This window comes from Ardenticatenales bacterium (assembly GCA_020634515.1).
Lineage (GTDB): Bacteria > Chloroflexota > Anaerolineae > Promineifilales > Promineifilaceae > JAGVTM01.
The window spans coordinates 106764-120271 of record JACKBL010000005.1 but is presented as its reverse complement, the minus strand read 5'-3'; the positions used below and the strand labels follow the sequence as shown (position 1 = coordinate 120271).

8 protein-coding genes are annotated in these 13508 nt (G+C 55.7%); 2 read left to right on the top strand and 6 right to left on the bottom strand.

The genetic code is table 11. The annotated features are described in order from the left end of the window. Positions 1-13: 13 nt before the first annotated feature. The 5 genes from H6650_14555 to H6650_14535 form a co-directional block, all read right to left on the bottom strand. Positions 14-1135: a ThiF family adenylyltransferase gene (locus H6650_14555; protein MCB8953223.1), complete on the bottom strand. Its 1122-nt coding sequence runs from the start codon at positions 1133-1135 to the stop codon at positions 14-16. Positions 1136-1376: 241 nt separating this feature from the next. Next, entirely contained in the window at positions 1377-3134 is a 1758-nt protein-coding gene (locus tag H6650_14550; protein ID MCB8953222.1) for a transposase, read from the bottom strand. Positions 3135-3160: 26 nt separating this feature from the next. Then, a complete protein-coding gene (locus H6650_14545; GenBank protein ID MCB8953221.1) occupies positions 3161-4366 on the bottom strand; it encodes a hypothetical protein in 1206 nt (401 codons plus the stop codon). A 13-nt stretch (positions 4367-4379) separates the two neighbouring features. Then, positions 4380-5645, bottom strand: coding sequence for a hypothetical protein (locus H6650_14540; GenBank protein ID MCB8953220.1), 1266 nt, complete (start codon positions 5643-5645; stop codon positions 4380-4382). Positions 5646-6653: 1008 nt separating this feature from the next. Continuing rightward, positions 6654-8720: a redoxin domain-containing protein gene (locus H6650_14535; GenBank protein ID MCB8953219.1), complete on the bottom strand. Its 2067-nt coding sequence runs from the start codon at positions 8718-8720 to the stop codon at positions 6654-6656. 310 nt (positions 8721-9030) lie between these two features. Here H6650_14535 and H6650_14530 point away from each other — a divergent pair, with 310 nt between their 5' ends. Both H6650_14530 and H6650_14525 read left to right on the top strand, forming a co-directional pair. After that, a complete protein-coding gene (locus H6650_14530) occupies positions 9031-11256 on the top strand; it encodes a hypothetical protein (protein ID MCB8953218.1) in 2226 nt (741 codons plus the stop codon). A gap of 53 nt (positions 11257-11309) precedes the next feature. Beyond that, positions 11310-11966 (top strand): HD domain-containing protein, encoded by a 657-nt coding sequence (locus H6650_14525; protein ID MCB8953217.1) that lies wholly within the window; start codon positions 11310-11312, stop codon positions 11964-11966. A gap of 159 nt (positions 11967-12125) precedes the next feature. On the opposite strand, the gene aceA is transcribed toward H6650_14525, so the two are convergent. Further along, positions 12126-13415, bottom strand: coding sequence for an isocitrate lyase (aceA, locus tag H6650_14520; GenBank protein ID MCB8953216.1), 1290 nt, complete (start codon positions 13413-13415; stop codon positions 12126-12128). Positions 13416-13508 lie beyond the last annotated feature (93 nt).

Here is a 13508-nt window from a genome sequence, read left to right as displayed (position 1 = left end):
CCAGGTTGGTCAGTTATGTCAGTTGACCCTTAGTACAGACAGGGCATGCTGGGTGGATAGATAATGGAATTAGAGAAGCGCTCATATCACGACCATTGATTGTCCATATTGCATTGATAGTTACAGGTTGTGAGTAATCAGCTAAATATCGGAAGACTTCCATACTCAGGACACTTGCCACCATGCCTGCCCATGGACTAATGGACCCCGTAATCCTGCGAGGGAGTTTTCGTAAAACAGCCATTGCTTCAGGAAACATCGGATCACGCTCCAATATTTGTGCCCATCGGCACATAATACAACTACTTTCTCCCGGGATATAAAAGGGGCCAACCTGCCCGCTTCCAGCCTGAATAACTGGAACTTTCGCCCTTTGGCAAGCCTCGGTTATCCATTGTTTAACAAGCCATATCGGTTGATCTGCCAGTCCAATTACTAGATCGAGATCTTCTATATAAGGGAGAAGGCTTTCCGAACTCGACAAAAAAAGTTGATGGCCTTCCACTCTCACGCGCGGAGCAAATCGCCTAGCTGCACGACTGATAACGTCCACTTTTGGCTTCCCAACGTCTTCTTCACAAAAGAGAATAGAGCGATTAAGGTTCGATAATTCAACGACATCAGCATCAATAACCCGCAAATGTTCAATCCCACAGCAAAGTAGATTATAGATAACCCAACTAGCCAATCCTCCCAGTCCCACTATTCCCACACGCGCCTTCCGAAGTTGTTCGAGAAAATCAAAACGGTTCTGTGTATCAGTTTCAAATTCAGAAAAGAAATGGGTGAGACGCTCAAAACGATTTAGGAACTCCAGCGGCAAATTGTGGGGCAAATTAACTTGCTCAATAAACCCCTCTCTGATCAGGTGCTCCAAAATTCTTTCAATTTGAAGCCAGCCAGTATCATTGTGTACCTTCACAAATTCCCGATGTATCTGCTCGCGGGTACCACCAGCGGCAATCAAGTTTAAGAACGTAATGACAAGATCGTTGGAGGGCCTAATTTTCGCCCGCCGCTCACCCAAATGTAATTGTAATGTACCGTTCAGTGGGAGGAATTGTGTCCTTGCACGAAGCCGGTAAACAGGTTGAGTGCCGTCAGGTACCGTTCTCGATTCATGTACGTCGTTCATAGTGCTATAACGTTCAAATGATTCAATTCGTTCACGATATCTTCTAAGATTTGTCTGCCAATTCTAGTAACTCAACGTTCGCTCAAAATTTATGCCAAAAGTCAATTTGCGCGATTGCGGTTGATGATGGTGATTCCAAAACAATGCAAACTACGATAATGCCGTAAACGCTTGACTCATCGAGGCTTTTCACCGTACTTTACCAATCACATACAGATAATAGACCCTCTCCTCCCCTGGATTAGGCGGATTGCAGGGCCGCCAAACCCGTGTAGGCCGTCAACGGAATGCCCAAGAGTCCCAAAATGCGTTCTTGCACACCGGTCAACGGGGTTAATTGGTAAAGAACCTGCGCTCCTAACCGGAAGACGGTTAAGTTGATGTCCTCAAAGGCTTGCAGCATGCGCTCCATCGTGGGCGTGGCGGTGCCTCGTTTGGGATTACCCGGAAAAATGCCGGTCAATTCCTCTTTGACCTCCGCCAACGCCTCTTTAGCCACGTAATCACCCAGAGCCAATACCCGGGCTGCCAGGGTCAGCAGGTGGAAAAGTCCTTCGGCATGGTCATCACGCTGCACATAGACCGGGGTAATGGAGAGCAACTTGCCTTGCAGACGACGAAAGATGTTCTCCGCGACGTACTGGCTGCGATAGGCTTGCACCGCCTGGGTCAATGACAACTCGACAGCGGGCGCGTTGGTGGCATAAATCCGCCACCCCATCTTGAACATGGCCGCGGCAATCGCCACCAGGTCACGCTGTACGGTCAATTGGTAGCGCACCGTCTTTTCCACCCGCGCTGGCTTGTCTTTATAGGCGCGTATCGGACGCTCCGCGACCTCACGTTTAGTCGTGCAGACGAATAAGCCGGACACTTTGTACTGTTTTTGGATGCGCTTGATGGCCGCTAACAGCGTTTTCTCGTCTTCTATCTGCTTTTTGCCGCGTTGCCGTGGCGGTGTCAGGGCGCGTAAAGCGGCTTCGGCTTTATCCAACCGTTTCTGTAATGCGTCTCGTTCACTCTGCATGTAGCTGAAGGAACGCACCACCAGCAAACGCTCTTGCCAGGTGACGTGGCGCTTATTGACGATGGCGCTGCGCGACCGGCTGACTTCAAAACCCCGCGCCACCGCATCAGCCGCATTGGGCGCTGTGCCATTGGTCGGCAGCGCCCCATCCAAAAAGATAAGCGGTATCTGGGCTTCCCGCTCTTGCTGTCCGACCAGCAGTTCGTCGAGCAGCTTGGGTTCATCTTTGAGATAGGCCAGGGGTGTCAAATAGTGGTCGTTGTTGTTGGCGACGGTGGCGCGTGTCAGGAGCGCGCTCATCTTGCTATCTCCCACGACCAGCAGCGCCCGACCCGGAAAAGTCTGCTTGATGCGCTGGTAAATGGGAATGTAGAGTGGGTCATCAGCCCGGTTGCCTGGGACGATATCCACCGCCAGCGGTAAACCCAAGGGGTCGAGGCTGCCGATCATCATTTTGTACAGGGTCTCGAACAAACCATTCTTGGCTTTGCCAACCTGGAACAGCCACGACCCGTTGGGGTCGTGGTTGACAATGCCAACGGTGCCATCTAGCCGCGCACACCACCGTTCGGGCAGTTTCTTGGCCAGGTCATAGACCCGCACCAGGCGATTGCCCAGGCGACTTTCGACCTCAGCCCAGTCGCTTTGCGGCTGTAGATACCGCAGACAAAGGGCTAACCGGTCATCGGTGAAATCTAACGGCGTAACCAGTTGCCCAGTTAGGTGTCCCAGTGTCAACAAGTGTTTGGCAACCCACTCCTGAACGCAATCCATCCGGTGGGTGTGCTTGACCAGGATATGTATCAGCCAGATGGTAATGACCCAACCGGGCGTCAACCCCTGCCAGTTGCCATGGGGGACGATGATGCTATCCACAATGGCTTGAATGCCCATTTTTTGTAGCGAATTGTAAATGAGCGGGATGTCATCTACTCGCTCTGTCTGTATGTCGAACCTGTTAATGTCTACCATAGGATATGGGTATACCAAATTTGGTTTTATCCGCAAAATTTGAGCGAACGTTGAGTAGTAAGCTTCACTTGGTTGAATAAAATATCAAGAGATTCCTCAAACTGAGAAGTCATGCGTTGTGCACGCTGGCGGCAAATGATATCACCCGTGTAGGCAAAAGCTCTTAACATAAATATCGAAAGTCGTCCAAAAACAAAAGAACCATGATAGATACCATTAACTGGACGAGGATCTGCACGGAAAGGAGACTTAAAAAGTTCATCTGGGGCATGATGGTGTAGCTTGTCAACCATTTGTATGCTGTTAAGGCGAACATGACTAGCTTCATGGACCATACGCTCGGCCGTGTGAAGAAGTTCACCGGGTTTATAACTTAAAAAGATAGCTCCAGAGAAATGGATATGTGAAAAACCAAGTAGACGTTCCGTGTGGAAAGGAACAATAAGTCGAATGTTATCTTTGATTTCAGCCAACATCTCGGGCCATGCAGACCCAACTAATTCAATGGCTTCCTTGTGAAGTTTCACCAGTTCATCAGGTATTGGAATGACGGGTTGAAGATCCCGTTTGGGATAAGGATCAATGGCGTCTTCTGCATTGATCGTGTCCAGAAAATGTTGTAGCCAAGGGTGTGATGCATCAATCTCAATCCTGGTACCGGCTAAAACCGGACGCTGTCGGACAGAGGATGATGTATCTGGGGAAGGCGCTTCACACAAGTCAGATATGTTCACTGTTGTGATGTTGTCATAGCATCTGATTTCTATCACATCCGCCTTGCGTTCAAATGCGACCAGCACTCCTCGATGGTCTTTGCCCAGCTCAATATGTCTTGGATGGCCTGGAAAGCGAATTTCACCCTCAGCAGTTACTGGAACATGAAGCGTACCCTCCAGCCATTTCCCTTGCTCTATGGCAGGAATAATGAAGAACGGCGTGGCTTTGGCCAGCCAACGCTTAACGGGTTCGGTCTCGCCTTGCCTTAACAGCCTTTTTAGCTGCAACCACCAGTTACGGAAAAGAGGATGAGAAGCCAAATCCTGTTGTGTTTGGCTGTCAAAAGCCTCGTAGAAACTAAAGCACTGGATGATATTCTGGTATAGGCTTGATGAGGAATCCAGTTGTCTGGTTAACTGAGAAAAGATTTTCCTGATTGCCAGATCATTCTTGGTAAATAACGCATGACGCACGGGATCAAGTCTCGTATTGGTAGGTAGCCCCGGAATAAACATGACACCTGTCCTATTATTGCTTTAATATTCTGGTCTCTTCTTCAATACCATCCAGCAAGGATTGCCCCAGGGGAGTATAGATTGCGGCATCTCTTAAAACCTCAAGCGCTTCCACGATCTTTACGACGACCTCTTCCAGTCGTTCCCGCCATGGGAAGTCTGGCTCGACACTTCCTACTCGACGCAAGAAGTGGGCTATCCGAGCAAAGACAAACGCTCCATGCAGTACACCCCTAATTGGCCGTTTATCACGGCGAAACGGTGAGTAGAAGACCCCTCCCGGCATTTCTTGAAAGATTGGGTCAAGGAAACGCATGATTACGGAAAGGCGCAAATGGCTGTGCTCATGAACTATGAGTTCGGCTGTGTACATAATATTTGTGAAGGGCTGCTCCACCTCTGACACTAATATAGCTCCCATAAACACATCGTCAGAAAAACTGGTATAACATTGGCTGCGAAAGGGCACTATGAGTCTCGTGTAGAATTGCATTTCCGACACAATTTCGGGCCATACGTTCTGCAACAGTTGGTACGCTCTAATAAAGCTTTCTTTTACTACCCGCGGTATAGGGTCTATTAATGTTAGGTCTTTAGGACAATACTCTTCAGGTGACGGTCTAGAATTGAAACTATCGATAAATAGCTGTGTCCATGGATCACTACTATCCAGTTCAATTGCTGTATTGGGTAGAAATACCCGTTCCCTTAGCAGGGGGTGAAGAACATCATGTTGACCCCAAAAAGCAGTTAATGGAATCTCCGCACGATACGAACTGTCATCAAAAAAAAGGATTAGTTTGCCTTCTTGACAGGTCATCATAACTTCGTTGGGTACGTTTTCCCCGTCAAGAACTATGTGGTAAGGGTGGTCTGGCAAACGTAATTCGCCATTTTGCAGTCTCAAAATGAGGGATAAGGGTTCTACACATTCCCTTAGGCAAGGAACAACCAAGAAACGGCTGAAATGTGGTACCCATGTTTCGACCCCTACCCGATTCTTGTGACGATAGTGGACAGTCAACTTGTGCCACCAATACACAAAATATGGATGTGAGATAATCTTGGCTCGTTCGGTTATTGGGAGAGCCTGAAAAAGCATTATCTGCTGTGACAAGGAAGCATATAGCTGGGGGGCAATCTTTCCCTCTAGACTCTTCAAAACATCAGGAACACCTTGATCTAATCGACTAATATAATTGTCTTGAGCAAGATCAGAATCCACTGAAGCTAAAAGGAGATTCCTTAGGGAGGAAAGTTCATGTGTCTTACTAATCAATATAATCTCCACTCAACCCTAATTGATCCGAGATGATAGGTAGCTTTCGAATATGTATAGTAGGCGACCCAAAATCCGTCTCAAAACATAAATTTGGCTGGTAATCTGGCATGCTGCCAATACACCGCCTAGAAAATCCGATCAAGTCTCCTCTACTATGAAAGGTATGTGACCATAATAATAGCGTTGGGGGCATTTTGTCAATACAAAGTCCAGGGTTTTTCAGTAGTCGTATCAAAGGTAGATTTTCTCGAAGTTGCGGTGATTTGCCACAAGAGTGAGAAGCAAGCGCGATTCACTCAAATCCGCTCTTGCATAGCAGATCTCCGGACTACTGAAAAACCCTGCCTTACCCAAAGGCACAGCTTTGGGCTTGTGTAATGTGGTAAGTGCGCTCTTTAGTGGCTGTCCGCAATTGAATTAGCGGAAATGTGCGGACAGCTTGTCAGTAACCGCCCGTACAAAGTGTGAAGTTGTTTTTGGGCGGATACTTATTAATGGCTATTTCATCGAATCAGGCAGCGGCGTCATGCCAGCGGTAGACCACTATTTGCAGGCTGCTATCCCTGAAGAAAAAGAACGTGCCGCCAGAAGCCATCGGGCGGCGAAAGCGGTCACGTACGGTCAATATAATTCAAACGATACCACCGCGCACATCAAGCAAAGGGCCAGCCCCAAGTTGCCATCAAGCCGCCATTGTTCTACCTTTGGCTCGCCAGCACGGCGACAAGCTCTTGGCCGCCTCAGAACCAGACCAAACAAGTACAGTCGTCGATGAGGCGGAAACGAGATAGAAGTTGTTATCTGGCACAAGATCTACTTTCTGGAACGGCATTTAGGCCGTGTCGAAACACCGACACTCAAGCGAAAGTTGAGAATCATGCCCTTACAAGTTGTGGTCATTCATCATCCTGATTTCAAAGACCCTTTGGTCTTGGGCACGCCACTGCTGGCGTTGGAAGCACACGCTATGCCAGCTCCAGCAGCCTGTCGAGAAACTCTTTGGATTTACGGACCTGGCGCAGGGTGGGGGACGGTATAGGCGACAGTGAGAGGGGCAGCGGGGGCGTCAGCGCGGACAGTGACGGGAAGCAGCAGGCGCACCTGTTCGATCAGGCACAGCTGCTCCGTTGCCGCTGTGCAATAGTAGACGACAATGTCCGCGGTGAGGGTGGTTTCGCCCGGCTGGAATGTGGCCGGCAAAGAGAGGGGGAAATCGGGGTGGACGATGCGCTGATCAGACGCGGCGGCGGCGAAGGTGACGGCGGCGTCCGCGCTGCGCCAGGACATGGAAAAGGGGGCCAGATCGTTGAGTTTGTAGCCGGCGGGGAGGGTCACGTCCAACTGCACCACGCCCGCGCCTGGGGCGACGGTTTGTTCGTCCAGAGCAACGATCTTTCCGGTGGGTGCATCCGTTGTGGCGGCGCGCGTCAGCAGCCCGTCGTTATCCACCAACACCAGCGTGGAGACTGTTTTCTCCTTCAGGTTGGCGACGCGAATGACGTGGTTGTTCGTGTCGGCGATGTAGAGGAGATTGCCGGCAACGCTAATCCCCCCCGGCTCGTCAAAAAGAGGCTGCGCCCCATCCCGCCAGCCCCCACCCTCCCCGCCAAAGAGGGTGAGGCTTTCCCGCTTTTTCGGATTGATCACCTTGATTTTGCTGTTGTAGGTGTCCGCCACGTAGAGGCGATCATCCTGGAAGGCCACGCCTAAGGGATGCTGCAAGCGCACCTTGTCCCCCACGCCGTCCACGTCGCCAAAGTCGAACAGCCCCACGCCCACCACAGTTCCCAGGCGACCGTCGGCGGTGAGGCCAGCGGTGCGGATGGCGCTGGCTTCACTATCGGCGATGTACAGGTTGAGGCCGTCGGAGGCCAGGCCGCTGGGCTGGTTAAGGCCGCCCGTCAGCCGCGGACCATCTTTGAGTTCTTCGCGCCCCGTGCCGGCATAACGGAACACCTCCTCCGCCCCTGGATCATACACCCACACCTGATGCTGCCCCGCCATGGCAATGTACAGGCGGTCGCGCGCGTACAGGACATCCCAGGGCGAATTGAGCGCCGTGCCGAGAGCAGGTCCGCGCTCCATCGTCATGTAAGTCTGCTCGCCCGTGCCGGCAACCGTCCGTACCAACCCCGTCCCCAAATCCACCCGCCGGATCGCGTGATTCTCCGTATCCGCCACGTACAGCGTGTTTTCGTCCGCCAGCGCCAACCCTTGCGGGCGGAAGAAACGGGCCGTGCGATAATCCCCATCCCGCAACCCCGCCACGCCGCCGCCAATCACCGCCAGCACCGTGCCCGTCAGGTCCGTGACCACAATGCGGTTATGGTTGGAATCGGCAATAAAGAGGCGATTGCCCGCCGCGTCCGCCAGCACCTTGCCGGGAAAGCGCAGCGGCGAATCCGCCTGGTTTTCCCGCTCCAGGATCAGCGGTAGCGGCGTGCGGTCCAGCAGGCCGCGCGCGTCAAACGCCGCCACCACGCTACCGATCACTTCGTCGAACAGGTCAAAAACCCCCTCCCCCGCGTGGCTGCCGATGACTTTGCCTTCGGGGTCAATGAGGACGAGCGTAGGCCAGGCAGTGGCCCCGTACAACTGCCAGACGGCAAACTCGTCGTCGTTGACCACCGGATGCGCCAGTTCGTAACGCAGGATGACACGGCGGATGTTGTCCGTTTCCGCTTCGTTGCTAAATTTGGCGGAATGGACACCGATGACGACCAGTTCGTTGGCGTATTTGGCTTCCAGTTTTTTCAGGTCGGGGATGATGTGCATACAGTTGACGCAGCCGTAGGTCCAGAAGTCCAGCAGCACGACTTTGCCTTTCAACTGCGCCAGGGTGAGGGGGCGACCGGTGTTCAGCCAGTCGAGATTAGGGGGGAATTCGGGGGCGGGGATTTTGCCGGCATACGAGCGCGTGGGCACAGTGTCTTCCTCCTCAGGGAGCGGGCTGGACGTCGCCGCGGCAGTCGCATCGGTCGCCACCTCCGTCGGCAGCGGCGAGGGAGAGCGGGCGCAGCCAGTCAGGACAATCAGCAACAAGATGAGGCACAAAATCAATCGAGTACGCATGAGCAGCATCTCACCAAAAGCGTCGGGGAACAAAATTAACGTTGGAATCGTATCACAAACTTCTTACAAACCCGTAACGGCTAAAGAACGGAAATTTAAGACGACAACGAAGTTGTTTCCTTACCGTTCCGGCAAACTGACGATGCAATTCCGTACTTTATTTCATCGTCAGTCCTTAACTCCGCCGTTGACCATTCTCGCGGAGACAGGTACAGTGGAGATTGTGGCCGCGAATGGCGGCCATTGGCTCGTCAAGCAAAGGTGCAATGTGCCTGGCGCAACAATCCGCGCCTGGCCGGGTAAGGGTACGATGAAGACGTGGACACCATTTCTCCTTCTCCTCGGGGCGATGCTCTGGCTCGTGGGCTGCCGCGGCGATCTGCCGCTCATCCAGGATGCCTACGAGATTGTGACGTTGACGCCACTGCCGACGGCCACGGTTTTGGCCCCAACGCCGGACCCGGGCGAGGCCAGCCAGACGGGATTGACGTTTTTTAAGACGTGGGAGGCGGGAGATTATGCCGGCATGTACACCCTCCTCTCCCCCCAAAGCCAGGCCCTCGTAGACCGCCAGGCCTTCATCGACCGCTACACCAGCGCCGAACAGACCGCCGTCGTCCAGGCCGTGCGCACCCAACCCCTCGCCGCGCGCCAGGAAGGGCTGGAAGCGGAATTCCGCGTCCGCGTCACCTGGGAAAGCCCCATCCTGGGCAACATCGTGCGCGACCACGCGGCCCGCCTCGTCTACGACGACAACCGTTGGGGCATCGTCTGGGACGAAGGGCTGATCCTGCCCGAACTCGCGGGCGGCAATCGCCTGCAATTGAATCTGCGCGTGCCTTCCCGCGCCAACATCTACGACAGCGACGGCGGCGCCCTCGCCTACCAGGGCACGGCCATCACCCTCGGCGTCGTACCCGGTCAGATCAGCGACGAAGCGGGCCTGCTCAACGCCATCAGCCCGCTGCTGGGCAAAACGCCCGCCGAACTGCAAGAGATGTACGTCGCCGCCCAGCCCGACTGGTACGTGCCCCTGGGGGACATCACCGGCGAGGCGATGCAGGAACACATCCTGGAATTGCAGCCCTTCCTCAGCGCGGGGCTGACGGCCAACGACCGCCGTAGCCGCCTCTATCCCGAAAATGGCGTCGCGCCGCACCTCGTCGGTTTCACCGGCCCCATTCCGGCGGAGCAGTTGGACGACTACCTGGCGCAGGGGTATGAAGTGGATGACAAGGTGGGACTTGCCGGCATTGAAGCGTGGGGCGAACGGTATCTCAGCGGTGGGCGCGGCGGCACGCTGCGGCTGGTCGGCCCCAGCGGCGAAGATTTGGGCGTGGTGCAGGAAACGGAGCCACGGCAGGCGCGCAGCATCTACACCACCATCCGCAAAGATTTCCAACTGGGCGTGGAACAGGCCCTGGCGGACGCGGTGCAAACCTACCCCGGCGGCACGGCAGGCGCGGTGGTGGTGCTGGACGTGAACACGGGTGCGGTGCTGGCAGCGGCCAGCTACCCTACCTACAACCCGGCCATCTTCGACGCTGTGCGCCTTGATGCCGGCACTTCACTCACCCAAGTCCTCAACGACCCCGGCCAACCACTGCTCAATCGCGCCATGCAGGGGCAATATCCCCTCGGCTCCGTCTTCAAGCTGGTGACCATGTCCGCCGGGCTGCTCAGCGGCAGCTACACGTTTGAGAGCCGCTACACCAGCACCGGCACCTGGACGCGCCTGGGTGACGAGTACACCAAAGCGGACTTGAAAACGGGCGGCCACGGCAACATCAGCTACCGCACGGCCATCATCCAGTCCTGCAACTCCTGCTTCTACGACATGGGGTACGAACTGGACGGCATCGACCCCAATTTGCTGCCGAACACGGCCATGCAATTTGGCCTGGGCGCGGCCACGGGCATTGAGGGACTGACTCCCGGCGGCGAAGCGCCCGGCCTCATCCCCAGCCCGGCGTGGAAGCTGGCGACATTGGGGGATGGATGGGCCACGGGGGACGCGGTGAATATGGCGATTGGGCAGGGGTTTGTGCTGGTGACGCCGCTGCAAACGGCCACGATGATGGCGGCCATCGCTAATGGCGGCACGTTGTATCAGCCGACGCTGATCAGCCGCATTGGCGCGGGGGGCGGTGCGCCGGAAGAGACGTGGGCGGCGCGGACGCTGGGGCAACTGCCGCTGTCGCCGCAGCAGTTGGCGGGGCTGCAAGAGGCGCTGCGGGCGGTGACAACGGCCCCGGATGGAACGGCGACGCATCGATTTGCGGGGTTGGGGGTGCCGGTTGCCGGCAAAACGGGAACCGCCGAAGCCCCGCCAGGAAATGCACACGCCTGGTTTGTGGGCTACGCTCCCGCCGCCCCCTACACACTGGCGGATGGGAGCGTCATCGCCGCGCCGCAAATTGCCGTGGCCGTGATCATGGAACACGCCGGCGAAGGCTCCGTCGTCTCCGCGCCCATCTTCCGCCGCGTTATCGAACTGTATTACAACATCACGCCGCCGGCGCCCTACCCGTGGTAGACGAGTTCGGCGTTGGAAGCTGGTGGTTGATAGATGAAAGTTGGAAGCTGTTTATGCCAAAAGGGAATAATAATAGTAGCAAGGTCACCAAGTCGTGGCGCAAAATTGTCAAGTCCGCCATGCGCAGCGCCGCCCGGCAGGAGGCGCTGCGTAAGTACAAAACGGCCAATCCCCCTTTCAATTATCGTTGGGAACACGTGAAGGCTGTCGTGAAGACGGCGGTGCGGCTGGCGGAGATGACGGGGGCGGATGTGGAGGTGGTGGAAGCCGCCGCCTGGCTCCACGACATTGCCAAAATGGAAGGGGGGAAGCATCCGCGCATTGGCGCGCGCATGGCGCGGCAGATTTTACCGCGCACGGATTTCCCCGCGGAGAAGATTGAACGGGTGGCGCGGGCCATTGAAGACCACCAGGGATTGTGGCGGCACGAGCCACTCACGAACCTGGAATCCATGGTGCTGTGGGATGCGGATAAGTTGACGAAGATCGGGCTGACGAGCGTGTTTCACGTCACGGGCATGTTCATGATGTCTGGGCGCAAGAGCAACATCAAGAGCCTGATCAGGCGGGGGCGCGCGCCGGATTGGGTGCATAAGACGGTTGCCAGTATGCACACGGAACCGGCGCGGCGGGCGGCGGAACGCCGTTTTGCCGCCGCGCGACAGTTGTGGGATGAGTTGGAGCGGGAGCTGCACGGGGAGGATTTGTAGAATAAATGACAGACCTTCCCGGAAGGTCGCTTTCGGGAACATTGGCGTTTGGGCAGCTTCCGGGAAGGGGGGCGTGCATCAATAGATCTTCCCGGAAGCGCGCTTTCGGGGACATTGGCGTTTGGGCAGCTTCCGGGAAGATGGTTTACCTGTCAGGCGTTATGCCGGCACAAACTGCGCTTCTTCCGTGGAGCCGGCCAACGCCGTCGTCGAGGATTCGCCGCCGGAGATAATTTCCTGCACCTCGTCGAAGTAACCCGCGCCGACAAAGCTCTGGTGCTTGATGGCGCTATAGCCATAATCCTTTTGCATCTCGAACTCCTGCTCCTGCAAGCGGGAGTAGGCGGCCATGCCTTCGTGGCTGTATTGACGCGCCAGGTCGAACATGCCCATGTTCAGAGCGTGGAAGCCGGCCAGGGTGACGAACTGGAATTTGTACCCCATTTCGCCTAGCTGCTCCTGGAAGGTGCGGATGGTGGCGGGGTCGAGATGTCGCCGCCAGTTGAAGCTGGGGGAGCAGTTGTAGGCCAGCAATTTGCCCGGATATTCGGCGTGGATGGCCTGCGCAAATTCGCGCGCTTCGCCCAGGTCGGGGGTGGAGGTCTCGCACCAGATCATGTCTGCGTAGGGGGCGTAGGCCAGGCCGCGGGCAATGGCGATTTCCAGGCCACCGTTGATGCGATGGTATCCTTCGAAGGTACGCTCACCGACGATGAAGGGTTGGTCAATGTCGTCTATGTCGCTGCGCAGAAGTTGGGCGGAGTTGGCGTCGGTGCGGGCAACGATGATGGTGGGCACGTCCAGGACGTCGGCGGCCAGGCGCGCGGCGACGAGTTTGCGGATGAATTCAGATGCCGGCACAATCACCTTCCCCCCCATGTGCCCGCACTTCTTCATCGACGAAAGCTGGTCCTCAAAATGGACGGCAGCCGCGCCCGCCTCAATCATTCCTTTCATCAGCTCATACGTGTTTAACGGACCGCCGAAGCCCGATTCGGCATCGGCGAAAATGGGGGCCAGCCAGTAGATGCCGTTTTGATTCTGCATGTGGTGAATCTGGTCGGCGCGCAGCAGGGCGTTGTTCAGGCGTTTCACCAGGTTGGGGGCGCTGTCCACCGGGTAGAGGCTCTGGTCGGGATAGGTTTGCGCCGCGTCGTTGGCGTCGGCGGCCACCTGCCAGCCGCTAAGGTAAATGGCCTGTAGGCCGGCCTGCACCATCTGCACCGCCTGGTTCCCGGTGACGGCTCCCAGGGCGCGCACGAACGGCTCCCGCTGCATCAGCTCCCATAGTCGTTCCGCGCCGAGGCGGGCCAGTGTGTACTCAATTCTGAATGATCCGCGCAGGCGTATCACGTCTTCCGGCTGGTAGGGGCGGCGGATGCCGGCCCATCGGGGCAGTCGTGCCCAGTTCATTTTCATCTCGGCAATAGCGTATTCATAGTTCCTCATTTTAGTCTCCATCTCATTTTGCGGAATAAGTCCGGTTGATTTTCTCGTCGCGCCCGTTGTGGAGGACGCGGCGGGTAAACACAATCACGTGGG

What these genes read in the sequence shown, in the direction of transcription:
- H6650_14555 (MCB8953223.1), bottom strand. Translation starts at nt 1,135, where the DNA reads ATGAACGACGTACATGAATCGAGAACGGTACCTGACGGCACTCAACCT.
- H6650_14550 (MCB8953222.1), bottom strand. Translation starts at nt 3,134, where the DNA reads ATGGTAGACATTAACAGGTTCGACATACAGACAGAGCGAGTAGATGAC.
- H6650_14545 (MCB8953221.1), bottom strand. Translation starts at nt 4,366, where the DNA reads ATGTTTATTCCGGGGCTACCTACCAATACGAGACTTGATCCCGTGCGT.
- H6650_14535 (MCB8953219.1), bottom strand. Translation starts at nt 8,720, where the DNA reads ATGCGTACTCGATTGATTTTGTGCCTCATCTTGTTGCTGATTGTCCTG.
- H6650_14530 (MCB8953218.1), top strand. Translation starts at nt 9,031, where the DNA reads ATGAAGACGTGGACACCATTTCTCCTTCTCCTCGGGGCGATGCTCTGG.
- H6650_14525 (MCB8953217.1), top strand. Translation starts at nt 11,310, where the DNA reads ATGCCAAAAGGGAATAATAATAGTAGCAAGGTCACCAAGTCGTGGCGC.
- aceA (MCB8953216.1), bottom strand. Translation starts at nt 13,415, where the DNA reads ATGAGGAACTATGAATACGCTATTGCCGAGATGAAAATGAACTGGGCA.